The organism is Micromonospora sp. NPDC048040 (assembly GCF_055587185.1).
On record NZ_JBVJGT010000024.1, the window covers coordinates 28,083 to 54,393 of the forward strand.

General features: G+C 73.7%; 21 protein-coding genes and 1 tRNA gene. 12 read left to right on the forward strand and 10 right to left on the reverse strand.

Going from position 1 to position 26,311, the window contains the following annotated elements; translation table 11 throughout:
• Positions 1–385: 385 nt before the first annotated feature.
• Entirely contained in the window at positions 386–1,183 is a 798-nt protein-coding gene (erm, locus tag ACZ6O2_RS21930; RefSeq protein WP_466024098.1) for an ErmE/ErmH/ErmO/ErmR family 23S rRNA (adenine(2058)-N(6))-methyltransferase, read from the forward strand.
• Positions 1,184–1,249: 66 nt separating this feature from the next.
• Here erm and ACZ6O2_RS21935 read toward each other — a convergent pair whose 3' ends face one another.
• Positions 1,250–1,441 carry a DUF2795 domain-containing protein gene (locus tag ACZ6O2_RS21935; RefSeq protein ID WP_350703658.1) on the reverse strand — a complete coding sequence of 64 codons (192 nt, stop codon included), beginning with the start codon at positions 1,439–1,441 and terminating at the stop codon, positions 1,250–1,252.
• 215 nt (positions 1,442–1,656) lie between these two features.
• Between ACZ6O2_RS21935 and ACZ6O2_RS21940 the strand changes: the two genes are divergently transcribed.
• Positions 1,657–2,913 (forward strand): erythromycin esterase family protein, encoded by a 1,257-nt coding sequence (locus tag ACZ6O2_RS21940; protein ID WP_350703656.1) that lies wholly within the window; start codon positions 1,657–1,659, stop codon positions 2,911–2,913.
• 24 nt (positions 2,914–2,937) lie between these two features.
• Here ACZ6O2_RS21940 and ACZ6O2_RS21945 read toward each other — a convergent pair whose 3' ends face one another.
• The 3 genes from ACZ6O2_RS21945 to ACZ6O2_RS21955 all read right to left on the reverse strand — a co-directional run bounded on the left by ACZ6O2_RS21945 (position 2,938) and on the right by ACZ6O2_RS21955 (position 6,329).
• A complete protein-coding gene (locus ACZ6O2_RS21945; protein WP_466024099.1) occupies positions 2,938–5,142 on the reverse strand; it encodes an MMPL family transporter in 2,205 nt (734 codons plus the stop codon).
• A gap of 37 nt (positions 5,143–5,179) precedes the next feature.
• The gene (locus ACZ6O2_RS21950) at positions 5,180–5,725 is read right to left on the reverse strand and encodes a TetR/AcrR family transcriptional regulator (protein WP_350703652.1); all 546 of its coding nucleotides are present in this window, start codon (positions 5,723–5,725) and stop codon (positions 5,180–5,182) included.
• Positions 5,726–5,897: 172 nt separating this feature from the next.
• The gene (locus ACZ6O2_RS21955; protein ID WP_350703650.1) at positions 5,898–6,329 is read right to left on the reverse strand and encodes a winged helix-turn-helix transcriptional regulator; all 432 of its coding nucleotides are present in this window, start codon (positions 6,327–6,329) and stop codon (positions 5,898–5,900) included.
• A 77-nt stretch (positions 6,330–6,406) separates the two neighbouring features.
• Between ACZ6O2_RS21955 and ACZ6O2_RS21960 the strand changes: the two genes are divergently transcribed.
• Both ACZ6O2_RS21960 and ACZ6O2_RS21965 read left to right on the forward strand, forming a co-directional pair.
• A complete protein-coding gene (locus tag ACZ6O2_RS21960; RefSeq protein ID WP_466024100.1) occupies positions 6,407–7,864 on the forward strand; it encodes an MFS transporter in 1,458 nt (485 codons plus the stop codon).
• A 148-nt stretch (positions 7,865–8,012) separates the two neighbouring features.
• Positions 8,013–8,972 (forward strand): DNA polymerase domain-containing protein, encoded by a 960-nt coding sequence (locus ACZ6O2_RS21965; RefSeq protein WP_466024101.1) that lies wholly within the window; start codon positions 8,013–8,015, stop codon positions 8,970–8,972.
• A 158-nt stretch (positions 8,973–9,130) separates the two neighbouring features.
• Here ACZ6O2_RS21965 and ACZ6O2_RS21970 read toward each other — a convergent pair whose 3' ends face one another.
• Both ACZ6O2_RS21970 and ACZ6O2_RS21975 read right to left on the reverse strand, forming a co-directional pair.
• On the reverse strand, positions 9,131–9,793 hold the full coding sequence (locus ACZ6O2_RS21970) for a response regulator (protein WP_466024102.1): 663 nt from the start codon (positions 9,791–9,793) through the stop codon (positions 9,131–9,133).
• On the reverse strand, positions 9,790–10,935 hold the full coding sequence (locus tag ACZ6O2_RS21975; RefSeq protein WP_466024103.1) for a sensor histidine kinase: 1,146 nt from the start codon (positions 10,933–10,935) through the stop codon (positions 9,790–9,792). The genes ACZ6O2_RS21970 and ACZ6O2_RS21975 overlap by 4 nt, the downstream gene beginning before the upstream one ends.
• A gap of 243 nt (positions 10,936–11,178) precedes the next feature.
• On the opposite strand from ACZ6O2_RS21975, the gene ACZ6O2_RS21980 reads away from it, so the two are divergent.
• Positions 11,179–11,682 carry a DUF1772 domain-containing protein gene (locus ACZ6O2_RS21980; RefSeq protein ID WP_350703642.1) on the forward strand — a complete coding sequence of 168 codons (504 nt, stop codon included), beginning with the start codon at positions 11,179–11,181 and terminating at the stop codon, positions 11,680–11,682.
• Positions 11,683–12,036: 354 nt separating this feature from the next.
• The gene (locus tag ACZ6O2_RS21985; protein WP_350703640.1) at positions 12,037–12,558 is read left to right on the forward strand and encodes a hypothetical protein; all 522 of its coding nucleotides are present in this window, start codon (positions 12,037–12,039) and stop codon (positions 12,556–12,558) included.
• A 626-nt stretch (positions 12,559–13,184) separates the two neighbouring features.
• On the opposite strand, the gene ACZ6O2_RS21990 is transcribed toward ACZ6O2_RS21985, so the two are convergent.
• From ACZ6O2_RS21990 to ACZ6O2_RS22005, 4 genes are all read right to left on the reverse strand, one after another.
• Positions 13,185–13,259: transfer RNA gene (locus ACZ6O2_RS21990), tRNA-Arg, on the reverse strand.
• A 192-nt stretch (positions 13,260–13,451) separates the two neighbouring features.
• Positions 13,452–14,144, reverse strand: coding sequence for a winged helix-turn-helix domain-containing protein (locus tag ACZ6O2_RS21995; protein WP_350704142.1), 693 nt, complete (start codon positions 14,142–14,144; stop codon positions 13,452–13,454).
• A gap of 208 nt (positions 14,145–14,352) precedes the next feature.
• Entirely contained in the window at positions 14,353–15,018 is a 666-nt protein-coding gene (locus tag ACZ6O2_RS22000) for a DUF305 domain-containing protein (protein WP_466024104.1), read from the reverse strand.
• An 8-nt stretch (positions 15,019–15,026) separates the two neighbouring features.
• A complete protein-coding gene (locus ACZ6O2_RS22005) occupies positions 15,027–15,860 on the reverse strand; it encodes a DUF3105 domain-containing protein (protein WP_350703638.1) in 834 nt (277 codons plus the stop codon).
• Between the two features lie 100 nt (positions 15,861–15,960).
• Here ACZ6O2_RS22005 and argS point away from each other — a divergent pair, with 100 nt between their 5' ends.
• The 6 genes from argS to ACZ6O2_RS22035 all read left to right on the forward strand — a co-directional run bounded on the left by argS (position 15,961) and on the right by ACZ6O2_RS22035 (position 26,259).
• Positions 15,961–17,622, forward strand: coding sequence for an arginine--tRNA ligase (gene argS / locus ACZ6O2_RS22010; RefSeq protein ID WP_466024105.1), 1,662 nt, complete (start codon positions 15,961–15,963; stop codon positions 17,620–17,622).
• A gap of 1 nt (position 17,623) precedes the next feature.
• Positions 17,624–19,009, forward strand: coding sequence for a diaminopimelate decarboxylase (gene lysA, locus ACZ6O2_RS22015; protein ID WP_466024106.1), 1,386 nt, complete (start codon positions 17,624–17,626; stop codon positions 19,007–19,009).
• A gap of 8 nt (positions 19,010–19,017) precedes the next feature.
• Positions 19,018–20,331, forward strand: coding sequence for a homoserine dehydrogenase (locus tag ACZ6O2_RS22020; protein WP_357459600.1), 1,314 nt, complete (start codon positions 19,018–19,020; stop codon positions 20,329–20,331).
• 116 nt (positions 20,332–20,447) lie between these two features.
• Positions 20,448–21,497, forward strand: a complete 1,050-nt coding sequence (gene thrC, locus ACZ6O2_RS22025) for a threonine synthase (RefSeq protein WP_350703632.1) — start codon at positions 20,448–20,450, stop codon at positions 21,495–21,497.
• A 126-nt stretch (positions 21,498–21,623) separates the two neighbouring features.
• Entirely contained in the window at positions 21,624–24,899 is a 3,276-nt protein-coding gene (locus ACZ6O2_RS22030) for an efflux RND transporter permease subunit (protein WP_466024107.1), read from the forward strand.
• Positions 24,900–25,014: 115 nt separating this feature from the next.
• Positions 25,015–26,259: an MFS transporter gene (locus ACZ6O2_RS22035; protein ID WP_466024108.1), complete on the forward strand. Its 1,245-nt coding sequence runs from the start codon at positions 25,015–25,017 to the stop codon at positions 26,257–26,259.
• Positions 26,260–26,311: the final 52 nt, after the last annotated feature.

The window sequence follows — 26,311 nt, forward strand, 5'->3', positions numbered from 1 at the left end:
TGCGAGTCCGGCGTCCGGCCCTGGCCGACGCGACCCGCGACTGATCCCGCACCGCACGCACGGCGCCCTCCGCCCGGTCCTGGCCGGGCCATCGGCGCCGCCCCACCGCCGCCCCGGGTGACACCCCGGGGTGAGTGCCGCCGTCGGCGCCACCCCGGTCACCCGCCCGGGTGACGTGCCGCGCGCCACCCCCGTCTCCGGCCGGGCGGTGGCGTGCCGCGCCGACCCCGGTCTCCGGCCGAGCGGTGGGTGCCGCCGTGCGCCGCCGAGCCGCAGTCCCCGCGCCACGCCCAGGGCCGTCCGAGTCCACTCTTCCCTCGGACAGGCCCCCTTCCGGCTGCCTGTCCGCTCCGTCGCCGCACGGCGACAGACAGGACGACGACCCGTGGCGCCCCGCCGTACCCGAGCAACCGAACGCGACCGCTCCCGGCGCGTACTCTCCCAGAACTTCCTCGTCGACCCGGCCGCGATCGCCCGGCTGGTGCACGCCGCCCGACCCCGGCCCGACCGGCTCCTGCTGGAGGTGGGCGCCGGCCGGGGCCAGCTCACCCGGCCGCTCGCCGCCCGCTGCCGGCACCTGCTGGCGTACGAGGTGGACCCCGCCGCCGGCGCCGAGCTGGCCAGGATCTGCGCCGGCCTGCCGAACGTCACCCACCGCCAGGCCGACTTCCTGACCGCGACGCCCCCGCCGGAGGAGTTCGACGTGGTCGGCAACATTCCCTGGTCGCTCACCTCGGCCGCGGTGCGGTGGTGCCTGGCCGCGCCCGGGCTGCGCGCGGCGACCCTGCTCACCCAGCTCGAGTACGCCCGACGCCGCAGCGGCGACTACGGCCGGTGGACCCGGCTCACCGTCCTGACCTGGCCGGAGTTCGGCTGGCGGCTCGCCGGGCGGGTGCCCCGCACCGCGTTCCGCCCGGTGCCCGGGGTGGACGCCGGCATCCTGCGCGTCGAGCGGCGGCTGGAGCCGCTGCTGGCCGCGGCGGCGCTGCCCGCGTACCGGCGGATGGTGGAGATCGGCTTCGACGGGGTCGGCGGCTCGCTCGCGGCCTCGCTGGGCCGGCACCACCCGCGGGCGCGGCTGGCGGCGGCGCTGCGGGCGACGCGGCTCGACCCGGCCACCCCGGTCGGGCACGTCTGGCCGGAGCAGTGGCTGGTGCTGTTCCGGCTGCTGCACGCCAGGTGAGCCGGCCAGCCGCTGGGGTGTGGCGTGCGGGCTTCCGCCCGGCCGGGGGCGGCGGTCGTGCCGCGGTCAGGCCAGCGTGTTCAGGGCCTCGCTCAGCTCGGCGGGGGAGTCGAACTCCTCCCTCGGCAGGGACCGGAGCATCTGGAGCATCTCCGTGCTGACCCCGTTCTCCTGGCCCCAGCGGACCAGGTCCTCCCGGGAGACCGGGTAGTCGAGTCCGGCCAGGTACTCCTGCAACTGCACGCCGGTGACGGTCATGCCGACGGGCTACCCGCTCAGCCCGCCGGCACACCGCCCGTGCCCCGCGGACCCCGGCCCCACGCCCCGCTCGGGTCCGGCCCTCGCGCCCCGGGTCCCGCTCAATGCCCGGTCGGTCCGGTCCCGCGCGGCCCACGTCGCGCGGGACCGGCGGGGTGGCCGTCCCGCGCGACGGCCGGCGGTTTGCCCGGCGACACGCCGGGTAGCCGCCCGCCATGCTGGTTCAGCGGCTCGGCGCGCCGAGCGACTTCGACCCGTTGCTGGAGCGCGTCCGGGACGCCCGGATCGTGATGATCGGTGAGGCGACGCACGGCAGCTACGACTACTACCGGCTGCGCGAACAGCTCACCCGCCGGCTGATCGCCGAGTGCGGCTTCTCCTTCGTCGCCGTGGAGGGGGACTGGCCCGACTGCGACCGCGTGCACCGATCCGTGACGGGCGCCCCGGGCGGGGCCACCGAGCCGCGCATGGCGCTGGAACGCTTCGAGCGGTGGCCGACCTGGATGTGGGCGAACGCCGAGGTCTCCCGGTTCTGCAGTTGGCTGCGGGCGTGGAACGTCGAGCGGCCCGAGGACGCCCGGGCCGGCTTCCACGGCCTGGACGTCTACAGCCTGTGGGAGTCGATGCAGGCGATCTTCGACTACCTCGGCGAGGAGGATCCGGCCTCGCTGGAGGCGGCGCAGGACGCGTACCGCTGCTTCGAGCCGTACGGCAAGCGGGTCGAGGAGTACGGCGCGGCCAGCCGGTTCGTCTCGGCGCGTTGCGAGGAGGAGGTCGTCCGGCTGCTGGCGCGTACCCGCGAACAGGCCGCCGCGGACGGCCCGGACAGCTTCTCGGCCTGGCAGAACGCGGAGGTGGTGGCCGGCGCGGAGCGCTACTACCGGGCCATGGTCCGGGGCGGCCCGGAGTCGTGGAACATCCGGGACACCCACATGGCGGACACGCTGGACCGGCTGCTGGACCGCTACGGCCCGGGCTCGCGGGGGATCGTCTGGGCGCACAACACCCACATCGGGGACGCCCGGGCCACCGACATGGCCGCCGACGGGTTGATCAACATCGGTCAGTTGGCCCGTGAGCGGCACGGGGCCGACGACGTGGTCCTGGTCGGCTTCGGCGGCTACCGGGGCACGGTGATCGCCGCGCCGCGCTGGGGCTCGCCGGCCGAGGCGATGGTGGTGCCGCCGGCCCGCCCGGGCTCGGTCGAGGGCCGGCTGCACGAGCTGATGCCGGAGCGGGCGGTGCTCGTCTTCGGCGGCGCCGACCAGCCGGGCTGGGTCACCGACACCGCCGACCACCGGGCGATCGGGGTGGTCTACGACCCGTCGTTCGAGTCCTGGGGCAACTACGTGCCGACCCGGCTGGGGGAGCGGTACGACGCCTTCGTCTGGTGCGACGAGACCACCACCCTGCACCCGCTGCCCGCCCTGACCACGCCCGGCGAGATGGAGACCTACCCGGCCGGCGTCTGACCGGCCGGGTAGGTGTCGGGCGGGTCAGGCGCGGGGGGCCACCGGGGTCTTCTCGTCGAGGTGGGCGCGCAGGCCCTCGCCCTCGATGTCGACGTTCGGCAGGGCCCTGTCCAGCCAGCGCGGCAGCCACCAGGCTGCCCGGCCGAGCAGCGACATCACCGCCGGGACGATCGTCATCCGCACCACGAACGCGTCGATGGCGACGCCGATCGCGAGCGCGAAGCCCATCGACTTGATCACCGGGTCGTCGAGGAAGACGAAGCCCCCGAACACCGAGATCATGATCAGGGCGGCGGCGGTGACCACCCGCGCCCCGTGCCCCATCCCGTTGATGGTCGCCTGCTGTGCGGTGTCGCCGTGCACGAAGTCCTCCCGCATCCGGGAGACCAGGAAGACCTCGTAGTCCATCGCCAGCCCGAACAGGATGCCGATCAGCAGGATCGGCAGGAAGCTGACCAGCGGGCCGGGCGTGTCCAGGCCGACCAGGTCGGCGAGGTGGCCCTGCTGGAACACCGCCACGGTGATGCCGAACGTCGCGGCGACGGTGAGCAGGAAGCCCAGCGCGGCCTTGACCGGCACCAGTAGCGAGCGGAAGACCAGCATCAGCAGCAGCACCGAGAGCCCGACCACCAGCAGCAGGTAGACCGGCAGGGCGTCGGAGAGCTTCTCGGAGACGTCGATGCCGATGGCGGTCGCGCCGGTCAGCAGCACGTCCACGTCGCGGAACTCGCCGACCGCGGCCCGGACGTCGTTGACCAGGGTCTCCGTGGCCTCGTCGGTCGGCCCCGTCTTCGGCACCACGCCGAGCAGCGCGGTGCGGCCGTCCGGGCTGAGCTGCGGCGGGGCCACCGCGAGGACGTTCTCGGTGCGCTGGATCAGCGCGGTGACCTGCGGGACCGCGGCCGAGGTGGCCTGCGGGGTGTCCCCGGCGACCACCACCGCGAGGCGGCCGGTGAAGCCCGGCCCGAAGCCCTCGGTGATCAGGTCGTTGGATGCCCGGGCGGGCGAGCCGACCGGCGCGGTGCCCGCGTCGGGCAGTGCCAGCCGCATGTCCGGCGTGGGTAGCGCGAGCAGGCCCAGCCCGAGCAGCCCGACCAGGATGACGGGGATCCGGAACCGGGTGACGGCGCGCGCCCAGCGGAACCCGAGCCCGGACCGGTCCTCGGCCGCCGGCGCCGCGGCGCCGGCGGCCGCCCCGTCCCCGGCCGGCACGGACGAGCGCAGCCCGCGGGGGAGCACCCGGCGGCCGGCGAAGCCGAGCAGGGCGGGCTGGAGCGTGATCGCGACCAGCACCGCGACGGTGACCGTGGCGGCGGCGGCCAGACCCATCACGGTCAGGAACGGGATGTTGACCACGGCCAGGCCGGCCAGCGCGATGACCACGGTGGCCCCGGCGAAGAGCACTGCCGAGCCGGCGGTGCCCACCGCGCGGCCCACCGCCTCGTCCGGCGGCAGGCCCTCGATCAGGTTCTGCCGGTAGCGGGAGGTGATGAACAGCGAGTAGTCGATGCCGACCGCGAGGCCGAGCATCAGGGCGAGGATCGGCGCGGTGCTGGTCAGGTCGACCACGCTGCTCAGTGCGAAGAGGCCGGCCATGCCGACGCCGACGCCGATCAGGGCGTTCAGCATGGTCATCCCGGCCGCCACCAGCGACCCGAACGTGACCACCAGGACGATCGCGGCGATCGCGACACCGATCGCCTCGGTCGAGCCGACCTCCGGCACGGCGCTGAGCACCTCGCCGCCGGGCGCGACCTCCCAGCCCTGGGCCTCGGCCCGCGAGCCGACCTGCTCGTACGCGTCGCGCTGGGCGTCGGTCACCTCGTCGGCTCCGGTGGCGAACTGGACCTGGACCAGCGCGTACCGGCCGTCGGGGGAGACCGCCCCCACCTGGAACGGGTCGACGGCGCCGACCACCCCGGGCAGCGTCGCGGCCTCCTGGGCGAGTTCCTTCACCACGGCCTGTCCCTGCGGGCTGCCGAGCGCGCCGTCGGCCGGTGCCTTGACCGCGATGGTGCCGGTCGCGCCGCTGGCCGCCGGGAACTGCTCGGCGAGCAGGTCCAGGGCGCGCTGGGACTCCGTGCCGGGCATGGTGAAGTTGTCCGCCATCGGGCCGCGCAGGGTCGCGGCGGCGAGGCCGAGTCCGACGAGTACGACGAGCCAGATCGCCGCGACGAGTCGCCGCCGGCGCATCGAGCCCCGGCCGAGCCGGTAGAGCAGGGTCGCCATGAGTTCCTTGTCCTCGGTCGTGGTGGTTGGGAACGAGTCAGTCGACGGGCTCCAGCGCCCGTCGTACGAGTGCCAGCAGGGCGGCGCGCAGCTCCTCGTCGGGTACGTCGACGAACTCGCCGCACGTCTCGGAGATGCCGGCGAGCAGCACCAGCGCCGTGATCCGGGCGGAGGGGCGTTCCGGTTGCCCGGCGAACGCGTCGATCAACCGCTCGGAGATCCGCTGGATGTGCGCGAAGGCGGGCTGCTGGAGCAGTTCCGGGAACTCGCCCCGGAGCAGGGCGATCTCGCGCCGGAACCGGACCGCGAGGTCGACGAAGCCCTCGGCGGCGACCCGCTGGGCGTCGGCCCCCCGGTGCGCGGCGATCCGCTCGTCGAGCGCCTCGAGGACCTCGATGGGCCGGGCCATCAGCTCGGTGAGGATGGCCTCCTTGTTGGCGAAGTGGTAGAGCACCGCCGCCTTGGAGCAGCCCACCTCCCGGGCGATGTCCTGCAACGAGGTGCCCCGGTAGCCGGTCACCGCGAAGCGTCGCGCCGCCGCCGCCAGGATGTCGTCGTGTGTCTCCGGTACCGCCCGCGCCATGCCGGTCCACCTCCCCGAACCAGCATGCCTGACCGATCGGTCAGAGCCTGACCGATCGGTCAGATCGAAGGCGTGGCGTTCCCCACAGGCCGTCGGGTGTGCTGCGGGCCGACGCCCTCCGGCGCCGGTCCGGCCGAGGTTCAGCGGGCGCCGGACGGGCCAGGGTCGTCGCCTAGCCCGCCTCGCCGTGCGCCCGGTCGTACGCGTCGCGCGCGTCGGCGATCGCGGTGCGGTGCCGCTCGGCCCAGTTGGTCAGGGCGACGAGCGAGTCGTAGAGCTCCAGCGCCATGGGGGTGGCGGTGTACTCCACCTTCGGCGGCACGGTCGGATAGACCGTCCGGCGCAGCAGGCCGTCGCGTTCCAGGTTGCGCAGGGTCAGGGTGAGCATCCGGCGGCTGATCCCCTCCACCGTGCGCTCCAACTCGGTGAAGCGCACCGGCCCCTGGGAGGCGGCGACCAGGATGCCGATGCTCCACTTGCCACCCACCCGGTCGAGCACCTCGCGGACGGTGCACGCCCTGGCCTGGCCGGGGGTGAAGGGCGCGTCGCCGGCCGCGCACGCCTGGACCCCGTCCACGGGCACATCGGTGTTCCCCTGGGACATGAAAGTGCCTCCTTACGCTCCGCCTCATGGTCACAGAAGATGGCTCTGGTAACAAACCGTGCACCTAGGAGGCGTCCGTGTCCACCCGTACCGTCGAATACCGCTGGCCGGCGCTGCTCGTGCTCTGCGCCGGCAGCCTGATGATCATCCTGGACGGCAGCATCGTCGCGGTGGCGCTGCCCGCCATCCAGCGGGACCTGGGCTTCACCGCGACCGGCCTGGCCTGGGTGGTCAACGCGTACCTCGTCGCCTTCGGCGGGCTGCTGCTGCTCGCCGGACGCCTCGGCGACCTGCTCGGCCGGCGGGCGGTCTTCCTGGCCGGCGTCGCGCTGTTCACCGTGGCCTCGCTGTTCTGCGCGGTGGCGACCGGCCCGGAGGTGCTGGTCGTGGCCCGCTTCCTCCAGGGCGTCGGCGGGGCGCTCACCATGGCGGTGAGCCTCGGCATGATCGTCCGGCTCTTCCCGGAGCCCGCCGAGCGGGCACGCGCGATCGCGGTCTTCAGCTTTACCGGAGCCGCCGGGGCGTCGATCGGCATGCTGGCCGGGGGCGTGCTCACCGACCTGGCCGGCTGGCCCGCCATCTTCGCGGTCAACCTGCCGATCGGGCTGCTGATCCTGCTGGCCGCCGTACGCCTGCTCGACGCCGACCCCGGCGTCGGCCTGCGCGCCGGCCTGGACCTGCTCGGCGCGGCGCTGGTCACCGGGGGCCTGATGCTCGCCGTGCTGGCGATCGTCGGCACCGGCGAGCACGGCTGGGCCTCGGCCCGGACGCTCGGCGCCGCCGCGCTCGCGGCGGCCCTGCTCGCGGCGTTCGCGCTGCGGCAGCGGTCGACCGGGACCCCGCTGCTGCCGCCGCGGGTGCTGCGCACCCCCGACCTGGTCGCCGCCAACGTCGTGCAGTTCCTCATGGTCGCCGCGTTCTTCGGCTTCCAGTTCCTGCTCGCGCTGGAACTCCAGCTCGTCCTGGATCTCGACCCGACGGCCACCGGGCTGGCCTTCCTGCCCACGCCGGTGACGATCGCGGTGGTCTCGCTCGGCCTCGCGGGCCGGCTGATCACCCGGTACGGCGCGCGGGCGCTGCTGGTCACCGGGCTCGCGCTGGCGGTGGCCGCGTTCCTGCTGCTGGCCCGGCTCCCGGTCGACGGCGGTTACCTGCCCGACGTGCTCCCGTCGATGCTCCTCTTCGGCGTCGCCGGCGGGCTCACCCTGCCGGCGGTCACCACGCTGGCGATGGCCGGCGCCGACCCGGCCGACGCCGGGCTGGCCTCCGGGTTGGTCAACACCACCCAGCAGGTCGGCGGCGCGCTCGGGCTGGCCGTGCTCGCCACGCTGGCCGCCAGCCGCACGGACGGCCTGCGGGACGTCGGCTGGGCCGAGGCCGACGCGCTCGCCGCCGGCTACCGGACCGCGTTCACCGTGGCCGCCGCCCTCGTCGCGGCCGCCCTCCTGATCGCCGTGGTCGCCCTCCGCCGCCGGCCCGCCCCGGTCAGCCGGCCGGCCGCCGAGCCGGCCCTGGCCCGCCGATCGGCCGCCTGACCGGCTACGACGGCGCGTGACCTGTCCCCTTTCGTGGGGGCAGGAAGTGCAAGATCGCGCGCCACGGGAGCGGCGGCGACCCGTTTCGTCGGGGAGCACACCGCCGCGTCCGGTTGACCGCCGGCCGCCGGGCCGGGAAGGTGGTCGGATGAGCCGCGCTGACGAGACCCGGGACGGCGTGTCGCTGACCAACCTCGACCAGCCGCTGTCCGACGGCGACGGCGCGACCAAGCGGGACCTGGTCGACTACCTCGACGCCGTCCACGAGCGGATCCTGCCGCCGCTGCGCGGCCGGCCGCTGTCGGTGATCCGGGTCCGGCCCGGACAGCCGGCGTTCATGCAGAAGAACCTGCCGAAGTACACCCCGGAGTGGGTGCGCCGCACCTCCGTCTGGGCCGAGGCGTCCCACCGCGAGGTCTCGTACGCGCTCTGCGACGACCGGCGCACCCTGCTCTGGTTCGCCAACCAGCGCGCCGTGGAGTACCACCCCACCCTGGCCACGGTGGACGACCTGCACCGCCCCACCCACCTGGTGCTCGACCTGGACCCGCCCGAGGGGGACTCGTTCGGGCTGGCGGTGGCCGCCGCCCTGCTGGTCCGGCAGGCGCTCGCCGACGCCGGGCTCACCGGCGCGGTCAAGACCAGCGGTGCCAAGGGCGTGCACGTCTTCGTGCCGGTCGCGGCGGGCGCCGCCGTGGAGGACATGGCCGCCGCCACCCGGGCCGTCGCCGCCCGCGCCGAACGGCTGGACCCGGCGCTGGCCACCACCGCCTTCATCCGCGAGGACCGGGGCGGCAAGGTGTTCGTGGACTCGACGCGGGCCGGCGGGGCGACCGTGGTGGCCGCCTACAGCCCCCGGCTGCGGCCGGGGGTGCCGGTGTCGTTCCCGGTGGACTGGGCCGACCTGGGCGACGTCGCCCCGGCGGACTTCACGATCCGCACCGTCCCGGCGCTGGTCGCCGACCGCGACCCGTGGGCCGAGCGGATGCCCGCGCCGCAGCAGCTCCCGGCGGACCTGGTCGCGGAGGGGCACACCATCCCGATCGCGCGGGTGCAGGCCATGCACGAGGGCAAGCGCCGGGCCCGCGCCCGTCGCGCCGCCGGCTGACGTACGCGCCGCACCGCCGGTGAGCGGCGGCCGGCCGAAGGTCCGTCGTCGGCCGGCGCGGCTGGAGTCCTGGCGGCCGGCTGGAGCCCTGGCGGCCGGCCTGAGGTTCGTCGCCGGCGCGGAGCCCGGCGGCCGGCTGGAGTGTCGTCGGCGTGGCGCTACCGCTCGCCGGGTCGGACGAGCCCGCTCTCGTAGGCGATCACGACTAGCTGGGACCGGTCGCGGGCGTGCAGCTTGGCGAGCAGGCGACTGACGTAGGTGCGGGCGGTGTCCGGGCTGAGGTGCAGCGCGGCGCCGATCTCCGCGTTGGACCGCCCGGTGCCGACCTGGGCGAGGACGTCGCGTTCCCGCTCGGTGAGCCCGGCGAGCCGGGCGCCGTCGGGTGCGGGGGAGCGGGCGGCGGCGGCGAGCACCCGGCGGGTGACGGCGGGCGACAGCAGCGCGTCCCCGCCGGCCACGGTGCGTACGGCGGCGCGCAGGGCGTCGGGCGCGGTGTCCTTGAGCAGGAACCCGGCCGCCCCGGCGCGGATGGCGTCGAAGAGGTACTCGTCGTCGTCGAAGGTGGTCAGCATGACCACCTGTACGTCGGCGAGGCCCGGGTCGGTCAGGATGCGCCGGGTGGCCTCGATGCCGTCGGTGCCCGGCATGCGGACGTCCATGAGGACGACGTCCGGCCGGTGGGCCCGGACGGCGGCCAGGCCGGCGGCGCCGTCGGCGGCCTCGGCGACGACGGCGATGTCCGGGTCGCGTTCGAGCAGCGCGCGGAGCCCGGCACGGATGAGGTGCTGGTCGTCGACGAGGACGACGCGCAGGGGGGTCACGGCCGGGGCCCGGACAGCGGCAGGCGGACGGACACCCGGAAGCCGCCCGTCCCGGCGGTGCCGGTGTGGACGGTCCCGCCGAGCAGGGCGACCCGCTCGGACATCCCGCGCAGCCCCTGGCTCCCGCCGCCCTCCCCGGGCGGCGCGGCGGCGCCCCGGCCGTCGTCGACGACCTCCAGCGTCAGGTGGGAGCCGGTCGCCCGGACGGTGACGTCGACCCTCGTGGCCCGCGCGTGCCGCAGCGCGTTGGTCAACGCCTCCTGCACGACCCGGTAGGCGGTCGTGCCCACGACCGCCGGCAGCGCGCCGACGTCGCCGTCGACGCGCAGCTCGACGGCGAGCCCGCTGCGGCGGACGCCCTCCGCCAGGGGGGCGAGCTGGTCGACCCCCGGCGGTGGCCGGCGGACGCCGGCGTCGCCGCGCAGGGTGCCCAGCGTCGCGCGCAGCTCGGCCATCGCGCTGCCGCCCGCCGACCGGATCGCCGCCAGCGCCACGTCCACCCGCTCCGGTGCCCGGTCGGCGAGCGCCTCCTGCGCCACCGCCGACTGGAGCGTGACCACGGACATCGTGTGCCCGAGGGTGTCGTGCACCTCCCTGGCGATGCGCAGCCGCTCGGCCTCGACCTGCCGGGCGGCCTCCCGCCGCCGCTCCTCGGCGGCCACGACCACCTGCCGGGCCAGCTCGGCCCGCAGCGAGCGCCGGTGCCGGACGGCGTCGCCCAGCGCGACGACGGCCAGCATCAGCGCCGCCTCGGACCCAAGGCCGAAGCCCAGGACGATGCCGGCGTCGTCGCCCTCCGCGAGCCGCGACGCCACCGACGCCGCCAGCAACGCCCCGCCGACCACCGCCGCCCACAGCGCGCGGCCCCGCTCCGCCGCCGCGTACAGGACGGCGGCGGCCGGCGCGGCCAGGCCGATCGGCGGCAGGTCCAGCGTGTAGTACGCCGTGATGCCGAGCGCGGTCGCCAGCAGCGCCGGCACGGGCCAGGACCGGGCGACCAGCAGCAGGGCCCCGAAGCCGACCGCGAATCCGTACGCCGCCGGAGCCCTCGGGGCGTCGCCGGTGGCCACGGCCGCCGCGACCAGGCAGAAGGTGGCCAGGCCGAGCAGGGCGTCGGTGCGGGTGGGGCGGGATACCGGCACGCCACGAGCGTAGGACCAACCGGGCACCGGCGCTGTCGCCCAGGCGCGTCCGTCGGCGGCTGTCGGCTACGTCGGGAAGCGACCTCGACCGCGCGGGTGGGCGACCGGGCGGCGTCCGCGCACGCCCGGAAGCGACCCGGGTTCGCGCTCCTGGGCGGCAGACCGGCGACGGCGGCCGGCCTAGCGTCGACGACGACCAGGCGTACGGCGTCGGAACGGCGCGACGGATCGGCAGGAGGACCCATGACCCGCAACAGGCTGACCTGGGCGGTGCTCGTCGCTCTCGTGTGGACGGCGATGATGTCGTTCGGCGGCGTCGCCGCCGAGACCGTGATGCTCTACCCGAACATCTTCGGCGACCCGCCGGCGTCGCTGGACCGGGCGCGCGAGTTCCTGGTGGCGGGCGGCCCGAGTGACTACTTCCCGCCGCTCGGCGCCACCGTCGTCCTCGCGTCCCTCGCCGCGACGGTGCTCACCTGGCGTGACCGCCGGCTGCGCTGGTGGATCGTCGGCGCGGCAGCGGTGTTCGTCGCCTGCGAGTTCCTGTTCTCCGTGTTCTTCTTCTGGCCGCGCAACGAGATCATGTTCGTCGACCCGGTCGGCACGCACTCCCCGGAGTACCTGCGGCAGGTCGCCGCGGAGTTCGTCGCCGGGCACCGGGTGCGCCTGCTGGGCGGTGCGGTGACCGCCGTGCTGGCGTTCACCGCGCTGCTGCGCTGGGCCCGGTCCACCGCGCCACGGACCTGACGGAGACGGACAACGGGGCGGACGCGTCTGCGTCCGCCCCGTTGCGTGTTCGGTGTGCCCCCGGGCACCCCGCCCCCGGCGGATTCACTCGCCCTGTGGCCACCATGGTCCGATAGGTACTCTCTCGCGCATGATCGCGTTATCCTCGCCGCGCGTTCATGGCGGCTCCGCGCCGCAGTGGCCGTCGCGGCATGCCTCGCGGTCCCCATCGACGAACAGCCGTGCGGTGGGTCGAAGCGGACCGGCGTTGTCGCGTCGACACTCCGCCGCCCTGTCGATCCCGTCTGCGTCGCCAGCCGTGCTGCGGCCCATCCGTGCTCACGGGAAATGAAATGTCATATGAGGGGGAGTTGAGTGGTCAAGGCCAATCTGAAGGTGCTAGCCCTGATTGTTGGTGCACTTCTCTTTTCATCGAGCCTGTCTGGATGTATGAAAAATGAGGAGTCAGGTGGGGAGACGAAGATCTTCGAGATCGACAACACGGAGGAGGTCTTCGGTAGGCCGGACGAGAGGGTCCTGACTGTCAGGAAGCACTACATGATCGTGAATCCACCCGAAGACCTGGTGGAACTGAAAGAGTTGGTTGAGGGATACGCCAAGGCTCACCCCATCGAAGGTGAGGCCGAGGTGGCAGACGGCAAGATCAGGGCGTTCTACATGTACTTCTACCGGGAGAGCGACGATCTGCCGAGAGACTGGCAGCCTGACGAAGGTTACCTGAGCACGGATCGGCTGGAGCATCACAAGAACGATCTGATCGTATCGATAACCTGGTCGGATGAAGATCTGCAGAAAAGATACTCTATTTATGACAAGAGCGAGGAGGGGAAGATCCTGAAGTCGATGCGTTTTATTGATGATCGGCTTGTCGAGTAACGCTGCCTGAAACAGGTGTGCAGCCGGTTGCGCCGAAAGCGGGTCGGCCGGCGGATCACCCGCGGAGACTTGCGCGGTCCCGGTTGGTATGTGGCCGGCGCTGGTGCGCAGTCCGTCCCGCATCGAGATGACGATGGCGTCGGAGGCCCTGGCGGCGGTCACTCGCCCCTACGCGCGGAGCAGAACAGCGGCCCGGTGTCGAGGCGGCCCTGGAGGGACTCCAGCCGCCGCTCCCGACACCGGCGACGTGCCGAGGGCTCCGGCGATGGTCGACCGCACCGGGTCGAACGCCCGACGGGGCGCCTCCACACTTCTTTGCCGTGAAGATGCAGAGCTTGAACAGTGGGCACTCGATGCTTCAGGCCTCGGGTCGCACCGCACGCCCCCGCGCCTTGTTCAGCGGCTCGGCGCGCGCGTCTCGTGGCAGGTGCTGAGGATCTACGCCAAATGCCTCGGCGGCGGTGACGTAGCTCTCAGGCAGCGCATCGGGAGATTCGGCCGTGGCTCTGGGGCCGCGCCGGAACTTCGGCACAGACGCCCGCCGCCGCCGTCGCCGACGGCCGGACGTACGACTAAGGCCGCTGACCGGATTGCCCTGGTCAGCGGCCTTATGTGGTGCTCATCGGTGGTGCCCCCGGCAGGATTCGAACCTGCGCCCCCGCCTCCGGAGGGCGGTGCTCTATCCCCTGAGCTACGGGGGCTCAGCGACTTGAGAAGACTAGCAAACGCCTTCCCGGAACGCCGAATCGGTATCGGATGATCGAGCCCGTGTCGCCGAGCCCGGCTGCGGGCGGGCCCGGAAACGACTGGTCGGCCCGCTCAGGCTGGTCGGCCCGGTCGGGCCGGCCGACTCCGGTCAGGCTGGTCGGCCCGGTCGGGCCGGCCGCGCCCGCTCAGGCGGCGACGGCGCGGCCGCAGCTGGGCAGCGGGTGCAGCACGACGCGGCGGGGCAGCCGGCGGGGCCACTCGTTGCGGGGCCAGGAGCCGTCGACGATCAGGTGCACCGTCCGCTGCTCCTCGCCGCTGAGCCGCAGCACGAAGTCGCGGGGGAGCGGCGGGTCGACCGACGGCGTGGTGATCATGAAGCGCACCCGGCCGCGGGACGAGACGGCGGAGATGACGTCCGCGGCCGGCATGGTGCCGCGCAGGCGTACCCGGCCGATCCAGTAGACCTCGGCGAGGTGCTCCTGCGCGGCCCGGGTGATGGCCGGGTACTCGCTGCGTACCCAGCGCTCCACCGCGCCCACGCAGAGCCCGCAGGCCCGCTCCCGGGGCTCCCGCGGGCCCAACCCCCAGGCCCGCAGGTACGCCCCGACCGCCCCGGCGTCCATCGGCAGCTCGAAGCGGCGCTGGATGAGGGTGTGCAGGCTCTGCCGCGTCCACAGCTCCTCGTCCAGGCCCAGCTCGTCGGGGTAGACGCCCCGCAGGGCGTCGATCAGTTCGAGTTCCTGTTCGCGGCTGAGCGTTCCCGGCTCGCCCTGCCGCTGTCCGCGACGGACGGCTGCCACCGCCCCGTCACCGCCGATGGTGTGGCGTCGGCACCAGCTGGTGACCGAACGCCGTGCGTCTCTCAGTGCAACCCCCACGTCCTGCGCAACGAGCCCGAATCGCAACTGGTCACGATATGTATGGAGAAAACTCCCTTAGTGAGGCAATCGGTCAGTCCGGCCATCAGGTTATGTATGCTGACAAACCGGGCACCGGCTCCGGCGGGAACGGCGAGAGGCCCGGTCGGCCGGGGTGAACCGGCGCGACGCGGACCTCTCGACGGATGAGCGGTGCGGCGGGGGCGGGTCAGCCGCCCAGGCGCTTCAGCGCGTTCTGGAGGTTGGTCAGGTCCTTGCGCTGGGTGTTCTTCATGGTCTGGGCCGTCCGGACCACGTCGGGCTCGTCGCTGGCCTCGAGGATGCCGTCGATCATGTGGATGCCGCCCAGGTGATGCTTGATCATCATTTGCAGGAACAGGACGTCCAGCTCCCGGCCCTCGGCCGCGTGCAGCTTCGCCATCTCCTCGGGGGTGGCCATGCCCGGCATCAGCCCGTTCTTGACCATTCCGGTGCCGTCGGGCATCCACGACATCGACGGCTCGCTGCCCGCCGGGTCGAGCTCCCACGAGCGCAGCCACGCCTGCATGATGCCGAGCTCACCCTGCTGGGCGGTGGCGATGTCGCCGCCGATGCTGCGGACCTCCGGGTCCGTGCCCCTGTCGAAGGCGACCAGGCCCATCTCCACCGCCTGCGCGTGGTGGGTCGTCATGTCCCGGGCGAAGCCCGCCTCCGCCGAGGTCTCGCCCGGCCGGGTCAACCCGGGCGTCAGCAGGCCGCCCGCGTACCCGAGGAGCAGCCCGACCACGACGGCGAGAGCCAGCGCGGCGGTGCCCCAGCGGCGCGCGGACGGCCGCCCCTCCTCCGGAGCGGGGCTGGCCGGCTCGGCGGTATCGATCATGGTCGGGGTGCTCATCGTTCTCCTCAGCCCATCTGGTTGCCGTCACGCGGCGCGGTGCCGGTGGCGGTGATGCCCTGGCTGCACAGCGCGGTCGGGCCCTCGATCGAGGCGTTGACCCGCAGCGCCTTGATGAAGTCGTCGATCCGGCTGTCGTCGGCCTTGTCAACCTTGAGCTGGTAGCCCCAGGCCTGCAGGGAGATCGGCTTGTCCAGCCCCTCGAACGGGCTGAGCATCATCTTCTCCTTGCCCTGCACCTTCTCGGTCAGCTTCGCCACCTGGTCGGCGGGCAGGTCGGGGCGATAGGTGATCCACACCGTGCCGTGCTCCAGGCTGTGCACCGCGTGCTCGTTGGCGACCGGGGCGTCGTAGACGTCGCCCATGCAGTTCTGCCAGGCCGCGTTGTGCGGGCCGGCCACCGGCGGCAGGATCGAGTAGGTGATCGGGCCGGTCTGGTGGTTGCCGCCCGAGACGAGTTCCTTGTCCTTCTCGCGGAAGTTGACGATGCCCTGGATGTCGGCCGCCCGGTCCTCCCAGGGCTTGGCGCCCTGGAACGACGCCCAGGCGCCGTAGCCGATGATCGACACGGCGAGCACGCCCACGGCGACGAAGAGCGCGATGGGGCCCCAGGAGCGGCCCTGGCTCACCTTCACCGGGGTGACCGGCTTGCGGCCCTTGCCCCCGGCGCCCGGGCGGGGACCCGTCGGCTTGCCGGCCCCGGCCTTGGCGTTGGCCCCGGCCTTGGCGCTGCCGGACCCGGCCTTGCCGGCGCCCGCGGCCGGCCGGCCCGCCGCCGGCTTCTTGCCGGTGCTGACCGTGGTCGGGCGGCGCTCGGGGCCACCCGGAGTGCTGATGCTCATCGTGCCTCGTCAGGTCGGTCGGTCAGGGGATCCGGCGGGCCGGTTTCACACTCTGGGTCGCCGCCGCGGGGACCGAGTCTACCCCCGATAACATGGATCGGTGACTCCCGCAGAACTCGCCGAGGTCGTCCTCTCCGCAGCCCACGCCGTCTTCACCGAGCGGGGCCTGGACCGCTCCGCCCTGCCGGACTCCACGGCGGTGGAGCGACCTCGCAACCCCGAGCACGGCGACTACGCCTCGACGCTGGCGCTCCAGCTCAGCAAGAAGGTGGGCGTCCCGCCGCGCGAGCTGGCCACCGCCCTCGCCGAGCAGCTCGGGCGGGCCCCGGGGGTCAAGTCGGTGGAGATCGCCGGCCCGGGCTTCCTCAACATCCGGCTCGACGCGGCCGCCGCCGGCCAGCTCGCCCGGACGATCGTCGAGGCCGGCGAGGAGTACGGCCGCAGCGAGCGGCTCGCCGGCCAGAAGATCAACCTGGAGTTCGTCTCGGCGAACCCGACCGGCCCGGTGCACATCGGCGGCGTCCGCTGGGCGGCCGTCGGCGACGCGCTCAGCCGGCTGCTGCGCGCCACCGGCGCCGACGTCGGCACGGAATACTATTTCAACGACGCCGGCTCCCAGATCGACCGGTTCGCCCGTTCCCTGCTCGCCGCCGCGAAGGGCGAGCCGGCCCCCGAGGACGGCTACGCCGGGGCGTACATCACCGAGATCGCCGAGGCGGTCCGGGGCATCCGCCCGGACGTGCTGGAGCTGGACGACGCCGCCCAGGAGGTCTTCCGGACCGAGGGCGTCACGCTGATGTTCGCCGAGATCAAGTCGTCGCTGCGCGGCTTCGGGGTGGAGTTCGACACCTACTTCAACGAGAAGGACCTGCACGACCGGGGCGAGCTGGACCTCGCCCTCGAGCGGCTGCGCGCGCAGGGCCGGGTGTTCGAGAGCGAGGGCGCGACCTGGCTGCGCACCACCGACTTCGGCGACGACAAGGACCGGGTGCTGCGCAAGTCCAACGGCGAGTGGACGTACTTCGCCGCCGACTGCGCCTACTACCTGGACAAGCGCGAGCGCGGCTTCGAGCGGGTCGTGATCATGCTGGGCGCCGACCACCACGGCTACATCGGCCGGATGAAGGCGATGGCCGCCTGCTTCGGCGACGACCCGGAGCGCAACCTGGAGATCCTGATCGGCCAGATGGTCAACCTGGTCCGCGACGGCGCCCCGGTCCGGATGAGCAAGCGGGCCGGCACCGTGGTGACCCTGGAGGACCTGGTCGACGCGATCGGCGTCGACGCCTCCCGCTACGCGCTGGCCCGCTACTCCAGCGACTCCCCGATCGACATCGACGTCGAGCTGTGGACCCGGGCCACCCGCGACAACCCGGTCTACTACGTGCAGTACGTGGCGGCCCGGACGGCCAGCGTGGGCCGCAACGCGGCCGAGGTGGGGCTGACCCGGGGCGACGCCGAGGCGTTCCGCCCCGAGCTGCTCGGGCACGAGAAGGAGAACGAGCTGCTCAAGGCGCTCGCCGAGTTCCCCGCCGTGGTCGCCACGGCGGCCGAGCTGCGGGGGCCGCACCGGGTGGCGCGCTACCTGGAGGAGCTGGCCGGGGCCTACCACCGGTTCTACGACGAGTGCCGGATCCTGCCGCGCGGCGACGAGGAGGCCACCGACCTGCACCGCGCCCGGCTCTGGCTGAACGACGCCACCCGTACCGTGATCGCCAACGGGCTGCGCCTGCTGGGCGTCTCCGCCCCCGAGAGGATGTGACATGCGCGCACACGAGGCCGGTGCCCTGCACGGGGACATCGGCAGCCGGGGGCCGGCGTGGCTGCGTACGCCGGTCGACGTCAACGCGCTGGTGCCGCAGCTCTGGCCGCGCAACGTGGCGCGCGGCGGCGACGGGGTGCTCACCGTGGCCGGGCTCGGCGTCGGCGACCTCGCGGCCGAGTTCGGCACGGCGGTGTACGTGCTCGACGAGGACGACCTGCGCTCGCGCTGCCGCGACTTCCGCACCGCCTTCGACGGCGTCGACGTCTACTACGCGGGCAAGGCGTTCCTCTGCCGTGCCGTGGTCCGGATGATCGCCGAGGAGGGCCTGCACCTCGACGTGTGCACCGGTGGCGAGCTAGCCACCGCGCTGTCGGCCGGGATGCCGCCCGAGCGGATCGGCTTCCACGGCAACAACAAGTCGGTCGGCGAGCTGGCCCGGGCGCTGGACGCCGGGGTCGGGCGGATCATCCTTGACTCGTTCCACGAGATCGACCGGCTCACCGCGCTGGCCCGGGAGCGGGGCGTCCGGCCGAAGGTGATGATCCGCGTCACCGTCGGCGTCGAGGCGCACACCCACGAGTTCATCGCCACCGCCCACGAGGACCAGAAGTTCGGCTTCTCCCTCGCTGGCGGGGCGGCGGCCGAGGCGGCCTTCCGCGTGCTCGACGAGGGCGTGCTGGAGCTGCGCGGCCTGCACTCGCACATCGGCTCGCAGATCTTCGACGCCAGCGGCTTCGAGGTCTCCGCCCGCCGGGTGCTCGGCCTGCAGGCGCAGATCCGCGACGCGCGCGGGGTGGAGCTGCCCGAGCTGGACCTCGGCGGCGGCTTCGGCATCGCGTACACGACCCAGGACGACCCGGCCGCGCCACAGGACCTGGCGAAGCGGATGCGCCGGATCGTCGAGTCGGAGTGCGCCGCCGAGCGGCTGGCGGTGCCGCACCTGTCGATCGAGCCGGGCCGGGCGATCGTCGGGCCGGCCGTGTTCACCCTCTACGAGGTCGGCACGGTCAAAGACGTGGACGGGATCCGGACGTACGTGAGCGTGGACGGGGGGATGAGCGACAACATCCGCACCGCGCTCTACGACGCGTCCTACTCCGCGACGCTGGCCTCCCGGGCGTCGGCCGCCGAGCCGATGCTCGCCCGCGTGGTGGGAAAGCATTGTGAGTCCGGGGACATCGTGGTGAAGGATGAATTCCTGCCCGCCGACGTGCAGCCCGGAGATCTTGTCGCGGTGCCCGGCACCGGCGCCTACTGCCGGAGCATGGCCAGCAACTACAACCACGTGCCCCGGCCCCCCGTGGTCGCGGTGCGGGCCGGCCAGGCACGTCTGATCGTCCGGCGGGAAACCGAAGAGGACCTGCTCGCATTGGATGTGGGATGACGTCACCTGTGCGCCTGGCGCTGCTCGGCTGCGGCACGGTCGGTAGCGAGGTGGTCCGGCTGCTGCACGAGCAGTCGGCCGACCTCGCCGCCCGGATCGGCGCCCCGCTGGAGATCGCCGGCATCGCCGTACGCCGTCTCGGCCGCGACCGGGGCGACCTCCCGGTCGACCCCGCGCTGTTCACCACCGACCCGCTCGGGCTGATCAAACGCGACGACGTCGACGTGGTGGTCGAGGTGGTCGGCGGCATCGAGCCGGCGCGGAGCTGGCTCGTCGAGGCGCTGCGGGCCGGCAAGAGCGTGGTCACCGCCAACAAGGCGCTGCTCGCAGAGGACGGCGCGGCCCTGCACGACGCGGCGGCCGAGGGCGGCGGCGACCTCTACTACGAGGCGTCCGTCGCCGGGGCGATCCCGCTGCTGCGCCCGCTGCGGGAGTCGCTGCACGGGGACCGGATCAACCGCGTCACCGGCATCGTCAACGGCACCACCAACTTCATCCTCTCCGCCATGGACGCCACCGGCGCCGGCTTCGCGGAGGCGCTGGAGGAGGCCACCGAGCTGGGGTACGCCGAGGCCGACCCGACCGCCGACGTGGAGGGCTTCGACGCGGCGGCCAAGGCGGCCATCCTCGCCTCGCTGGCGTTCCACACCCGGGTCGGCGCGGCCGACGTGCACCGGGAGGGCATCACCGAGGTCACCGCCGCCGACGTGGCCAGCGCCAAGGCGATGGGCTGCACCATCAAGCTGCTCTGCATCGCCGCCCGGGGCGCCGACGCCGCCGGCCGGGAGACGGTCAGCGTGCGGGTGCACCCGGCGATGATCCCGCTGACCCACCCGCTGGCCAGCGTCGGCGACGCGTTCAACGCGGTCTTCGTCGAGGCCGAGGCGGCCGGGCAGCTGATGTTCTACGGGCGGGGCGCCGGCGGCGCGCCGACCGCCAGCGCGGTCCTCGGCGACGTGGTGGCGGTCTCCCGCAACCGGCTCGCCGGGGTGCGCTCGGCCAGCGAGTCCGCGTACGCCGACCTGCCGGTGCGGCCGATGGGGGAGGCGCTCACCCGCTACCACATCAGCCTGGACGTGGCGGACCGGCCGGGCGTGCTGGAGGCGGTGGCCGGCGTCTTCGCCCGGCACGACGTCTCGATCGCCACGGTGCGGCAGGGCCCGGCGGGTGGCGACGCGGCCGGCCGGGGCGAGGACGCTGACCTGGTCATCGTCACCCACGTGGCCCCGGACGCGGCGCTCGCCGCCACCGTCGGCGAGCTGCGCGGGCTGGAGATCGTCCGGTCGGTGGCGAGCGTGCTGCGGGTCGAGGGCGGGGCGTGACGGCGTTCGCGTCTCGCCAGGTGGTTAACGACGGGTGCGCCGCGGGCGGGCCGGGCAGGCTGGTCCACGCTGACGGTGCCCCCGGCCCAGCGGGGCGGTAGAGCGAGGAGAGCGACATGTGGCGGGGTCTGATCGACGCGTACCGGGACCGGCTGCCGGTCACCGACGTCACGCCCGTCGTGACCCTGCACGAGGGGAACACCCCGCTGCTGCCCGCGCCGGTGCTCTCCGCCCGGCTCGGCTGCGACGTCCACCTGAAGGTGGAGGGGGCCAACCCCACCGGCTCGTTCAAGGACCGGGGCATGACGCTCGCGGTCTCCAAGGCGGTCGAGGCCGGCAACAAGGCGATCATCTGCGCCTCCACCGGCAACACCAGCGCCTCCGCGGCGGCGTACGCGGCCCGCGCCGGCCTGACCTGCGCCGTGCTCGTGCCGCAGGGCAAGATCGCGCTGGGCAAGCTGGCCCAGGCGCTGGTGCACGGCGCGAAGCTGCTCCAGGTGCAGGGCAACTTCGACGACTGCCTGTCGCTGGCGGCGAAGCTCGCCCAGGACTACCCGGTCGCCCTGGTCAACTCGGTCAACATCGACCGGCTGCACGGCCAGAAGACGGCCGCGTTCGAGATCGTCGAGGCGCTCGGCGACGCGCCCGACATCCACTGCCTGCCGGTCGGCAACGCCGGCAACGTCTCCGCCTACTGGATGGGCTACTCGGAGGAGCTGCGGGACGGCAACGCCACCCGGGCCCCGAAGATGTACGGCTTCCAGGCGGCCGGCGCGGCGCCGATCGTCACCGGCCAGGTGGTCCGCGAGCCGTCCACGATCGCCACCGCGATCCGGATCGGCAACCCGGCGAGCTGGACCAGGGCGCTGGACGCCCGGGACTCCTCCGGCGGCCTGATCGCCGCCGTCACCGACCGGGAGATCCTGGCCGCGTACCGGCTGCTGGCCCGCGAGGTCGGGGTCTTCGTCGAGCTGGGCAGCGCGGCCAGCGTGGCCGGCCTGCTCCAGCAGGCCGCCGCCGGCAGGATCCCGGCCGGCTCGACGGTCGTCTGCACGGTCACCGGGCACGGCCTGAAGGACCCGGAGTGGGCCATCTCCACCGCTCCCGCTCCGATCACCATCGCCAACGACCCGCTGGCCGCCGCCCGCTCGCTCGACCTGGCCTGAACCACGCCTGGTCCCGCCCGTCCTGTGGGCGGGACCGGGAGCGGGGGCGGCCGGTGTGCGCCGCAGCGGGTGCGGGAGACTTCTTCCGCCCCGCAACCGTCCTCTCTCCAGGAGTGAGCCACGCCGATGTCGGTGCTCGCCAGATTCAGCCTCGCCAATCGAGGGCTGATCGCCCTCATCGCGGTGGTGACCACGGCGTTCGGAGCGTTCGCCGTGCCGTCGCTGAAGCAGCAACTCCTGCCGTCGCTGGAGTTCCCGGCCGCGTTCATCGTGGCGGCGTACCCGGGCGCCGGCCCGGAGGTCGTCGAGTCGCAGGTCACCGAGCCGATCGAGAACAGCCTCCAGGGCATCCCCGGCCTGGACCGGGTCACCTCGACCTCGCGCGAGGGCTCGACGACCGTCCAGGTGCAGTACGAGTTCGGCACCGACCTGGACGACGTGGTCAACAAGATGGAGACCGCGCTCAACCGGATCGACACGCAACTGCCGGAGGGGGTCGACCCGCAGGTCATCGCCGGCAGCACGGACGACCTGCCCGCCGTGGTGCTCGCCGCGTCCGGCGGCGCCGACCAGCGCGCCCTCGCGGAGAAGCTGCGTGGCGCGGTCGTACCGGAGCTGGAGGCGATCGAGGGGGTCCGGTCGGTCGACGTGACCGGCGCCCGGGACGACGTCGTGGTGGTCACCCCGAATCCGGCGAAGCTGGCCGCGACGAAGCTCCAGCCGGCCGCGATCGGCGCCGCGCTGAAGACCAACGGCGTGACGGTGCCGGCCGGCGTGGTGGCCGACGGCACCCGGGCGCTGCCGGTGCAGGTGGGTACCCCGCTCGCCACGCTGGACGACCTGCGCGGCATCGTCGTCGCGCCGGCGGCGGGGAAGGCCGCCCCGGTCCGCCTCGGCGACGTGGCCACCGTCGAGCAGCAGCTCGTCCCGGCCACCGCGCTCACCCGGACCAACGGCAGGGACAGCCTCGGCATCGCCGTCACCGCGGCCCCCGACGGCAACGCGGTGGAGATCTCCCACGAGATCCGGGACCGGCTGGCCGAGCTGCGGGAGGCCTCCGGCGCCGAGCTGACCGTGGTCTTCGACCAGGCGCCGTTCGTCGAGAAGTCCATCGAGAGCCTGACCACGGAGGGCCTGCTGGGCCTGGTCATGGCCGTCATCGTCATCCTGGTCTTCCTGCTGTCGATCCGCTCCACCGTGGTCACCGCGGTCTCCATCCCGCTCTCGGTGGTGGTGGCCCTGATCGCGCTCTGGATCGGCGACTACTCGCTGAACCTGCTCACCCTCGGCGCGCTCACCATCGCGGTCGGCCGGGTGGTCGACGACTCGATCGTCGTCCTGGAGAACATCAAGCGGCACCTGGAGTACGGCGAGCCGAAGCGCGAGGCGATCCTCGCCGCCGTCCGCGAGGTGGCCGGCGCGGTGACCGCGTCCACCCTCACCACGGTGGCCGTCTTCGCGCCGATCGCGCTGGTGGGCGGCTTCGTCGGGCAGCTGTTCGCGCCGTTCGCGATCACCGTCACCGTGGCCCTGCTCGCCTCGCTGCTGGTCTCGCTGACCGTCATCCCGGTGCTCGCGTACTGGTTCCTCAAGCCCTCCGGCGGCACGGTGGACGACGCCGCGGTGCGCCGGGCGGCGGAGGAGAAGGAGCTGCGCAGCCCGTTGCAGCGGGCGTACCTGCCGGTGATCGGGTTCGCCACCCGCAAGCGGGCCACCCGCTGGATCACCCTGGGGATCGGCGTGCTCGTGCTGTTCGGCACGTTCGGCCTGTCCCGTCAGCTGGAGACCAACTTCATCGACGACTCCGGCCAGGACACGCTGAGCATGACGCAGGAGCTGCCGGCGGGCACCGGGCTGGCCGGCACCGACGCGGCGGCCCGCCAGATCGAGGCGGTGCTGGAGCGGACCGACGGCATCGAGACGTACCAGGTGACGGCGGGCGGCGGGGACAACCCGTTCGCGGGCGGCGGCAACAACGTCGCCACCTGGTCGCTGGCCCTCGGCGGCGAGACCGACGCCAAGGAGATGCGGGAGGTCCTGCGCAAGGAGATCGACGCGCTCGGCGCAGCCGTCGGCGAGGTCAGCTTCGGGGCCGGGCAGGGCGGGGCGGCCGCCAACCAGCTGGAGGTGGTCGTCCAGGCCACCGACCCCGAGGCGCTGAACCGGGCCGCCGAGGAGGTCCGGGCGGCGATGGCCGGGGTGGCGGGCGTGGCGGACGTCTCCACCAGCCTCGCCACCCGGGTGCCGCGCGTCGACGTCACCGTCGACCGGGTCGCCGCCGGCCGGGCCGGGCTCACCGAGGCCGCCGTCGGCCAGCTGGTGGCGCAGGCGTTCCGGGGCGCGCCGCTGGGCCAGGTGACCCTGGACGGCGGGCAGCGGGACGTGGTGCTGCGGTTCGCGGGCAAGGTGCCGGTCTCCGTTGAGGAGCTGCGCGCGCTGCCGGTGGGGCGGGTGAAGCTGGACGACATCGCCGACGTCACCGTGGCCGAGGGGCCGCAGCAGGTGACCCGGATCGAGGGTGAGCGCAGCGTCTCGGTGACGGGTACGGCCACCGGCTCCAACCTCGGCGCCACCACCCAGGAGCTGCAGAAGAGGCTGGACGCCATCGACGTGCCGGGGGCGACCTTCGCCATCGGCGGCGTCAGCGCCGACCAGGAGGAGGCGTTCGCCGACCTGTTCCTGGCCGTGCTCGCGGCCATCGCGATCGTCTTCCTGATCATGGTGGCGACGTTCCGCAGCCTGACCCAGGCGCTGATCCTGCTGATCTCCATCCCGTTCGCGGCGACCGGCGCGATCGGCCTGCTGCTGGCCACCGGCACCCCGCTGGGCGTGCCGGCGCTGATCGGCGTGCTCATGCTGGTCGGCATCGTGGTGACCAACGCGATCGTGCTGCTCGACCTGATCAACCAGTACCGGGCGCAGGGCATGGGGGTCCGGGAGGCGGTGGTCGAGGGCGGCCGGCGCCGGCTGCGGCCGATCCTGATGACCGCGGTCGCCACCATCTTCGCGCTGCTGCCGATGGCGTTCGGCCTCACCGGGGAGGGCGGCTTCATCTCCAAGCCGCTGGCGATCGTGGTGATCGGCGGTCTGCTCAGCTCGACGCTGCTCACCCTGATCCTGGTGCCGACGCTCTACACGATGGTGGAGCACGCCAAGGAGAGCATCCGCTCCTGGCGGGCGAACCGGTCCGGCGGCGCGACTCCGGCGGCCCCCGCCGCCGGAGTCCGGGACGCCGGGACGGAGCGGGCCGGCGAGCCGGTCCCGGTGCCCGCGGCGCCGTCGGCCGGCGCGGAGGGGGCCGCCCGGCCGGCGCCGTCGGCCGCGCTGGTGGACGGCACGGACCAGTTCGAGGTGCTGCGGCTGCCGAAGAGCCGCAGGTCGCCGCTGCCACCGGCCGAGTAGCGCCCGTACGCCCGTGGACGCCCCCGGCCGGTACCGCCCGCCGGGGGCGTCCGCGTTCGGTCAGGTACCCGCCGGACGCCGCGGCGCGCCGGCCACCGCCCGGTAGGGTCCGGACGTGCCGTCCACCTTCTCGGTCCTCGCCCGCAACCGGAACTTCCGCAACCTCGTCCTGGCCGAGCTGGTGGTCTTCGGCGCCGACTGGTTCGTCATGGTGCCGCTGCTGGTGCTCCTGCCGGACCTGACCGGCAGCGGCGTGTGGGGGGCCCTGGTGCTCGCCGTGGACACCGGCATCGTGGCGTTGCTGCTGCCCTACACGGGCACGGTCGCCGACCGGTTCGACCGGCGCAAGATCATGATCGCGGCCAACGTCGCGGCCCTGTTCGGCGTGCTCCTGCTGCTCGGGGTACGCAGCGCCGGCACGGCCTGGCTGGCGATGGTCGGGATCGGCGTGGTGGCGATGGCCAAGGCGTTCTACTCCCCGGCGGCCCAGGCCGCCCTGCCCAACGTCCTCGACCCCGACGAACTGGCCGCGGGCAACGCCGTCGCCGGGTCGGCCTGGGGCACGATGACCATCGTCGGCGCCTCGCTCGGTGGGGTGCTCAGCGCCGCCGTCGGCCCGTACGCCTGCTTCTGGGTGGGGGTGGTCGGCCTGGCGGCCGCGGCGGGCCTGGCCACGCTGATCCGCCGGCCGTTGCAGGCCCCGCGCGACGCCGGGCGACCGGCGCAGCAGACCTGGGCGGCGATCCGCGAGGCGCTGGGCTACATCGGGCACCGGCCGAGGGTGTTGGGGCTGGTCACCGTGAAGAGCGCGGTCGGCCTGGGCAACGGCGTGCTGACGGTCTTCCCGCTGCTCGCCGCGGTGTACGGCGTGGGGCCGGTCGGCACCGGGCTGCTCTTCGCCGTCCGTGGGGCGGGTGCGCTGGTCGGGCCGATCCTGATGCGTCGGGTGCTGAACAACCGGGCCTGGCTGCTGTCCGGGCTGGCGCTGTCCATGTCCCTCTACGGCCTGGCCTACCTCGGCATCTCGGTCGTCGACTGGTTCCCGCTGGTGCTGGCACTGGTCTTCGTCGCCCACTTCGCCGGCGGCAGCAACTGGGTGATGTCGAACTTCGCCCTCCAGGGCGAGGTGCCCGACCGGTTGCGGGGCCGGGTCTTCGCCACCGACATGATGCTGGCGACCCTGGCCATCTCGGTCAGCCAGCTCGTGGTGGCGGCCGTGGTGGACACGGTGGACGAGCGGGTGGTGCTGGCCGGCTGCGGCCTGGTCACGCTGGTCTACGCGGTCGGCTGGCGGATCGCCACCCGCCGGCTCTCCCTCACCGACCCGGTCGCGGAGCCGGACCCGACCCCGGCCCGCTGACCCGCCCGTCGGTCAGCGCTGTCCCGCCCGTCGGTCAGCGCTGTCCCGCCCG

Bases quoted from the DNA above. Each gene is read 5' to 3' on its own strand.
- ACZ6O2_RS21935 (WP_350703658.1), bottom strand. From the start codon at position 1,441: ATGACCGTCACCGGCGTGCAGTTGCAGGAGTACCTGGCCGGACTCGAC.
- ACZ6O2_RS21940 (WP_350703656.1), top strand. From the start codon at position 1,657: ATGCTGGTTCAGCGGCTCGGCGCGCCGAGCGACTTCGACCCGTTGCTG.
- ACZ6O2_RS21945 (WP_466024099.1), bottom strand. From the start codon at position 5,142: ATGGCGACCCTGCTCTACCGGCTCGGCCGGGGCTCGATGCGCCGGCGG.
- ACZ6O2_RS21950 (WP_350703652.1), bottom strand. From the start codon at position 5,725: ATGGCGCGGGCGGTACCGGAGACACACGACGACATCCTGGCGGCGGCG.
- ACZ6O2_RS21955 (WP_350703650.1), bottom strand. From the start codon at position 6,329: ATGTCCCAGGGGAACACCGATGTGCCCGTGGACGGGGTCCAGGCGTGC.
- ACZ6O2_RS21965 (WP_466024101.1), top strand. From the start codon at position 8,013: ATGAGCCGCGCTGACGAGACCCGGGACGGCGTGTCGCTGACCAACCTC.
- ACZ6O2_RS21980 (WP_350703642.1), top strand. From the start codon at position 11,179: ATGACCCGCAACAGGCTGACCTGGGCGGTGCTCGTCGCTCTCGTGTGG.
- ACZ6O2_RS22000 (WP_466024104.1), bottom strand. From the start codon at position 15,018: ATGAGCACCCCGACCATGATCGATACCGCCGAGCCGGCCAGCCCCGCT.
- ACZ6O2_RS22005 (WP_350703638.1), bottom strand. From the start codon at position 15,860: ATGAGCATCAGCACTCCGGGTGGCCCCGAGCGCCGCCCGACCACGGTC.
- lysA (WP_466024106.1), top strand. From the start codon at position 17,624: ATGCGCGCACACGAGGCCGGTGCCCTGCACGGGGACATCGGCAGCCGG.
- thrC (WP_350703632.1), top strand. From the start codon at position 20,448: ATGTGGCGGGGTCTGATCGACGCGTACCGGGACCGGCTGCCGGTCACC.
- ACZ6O2_RS22030 (WP_466024107.1), top strand. From the start codon at position 21,624: ATGTCGGTGCTCGCCAGATTCAGCCTCGCCAATCGAGGGCTGATCGCC.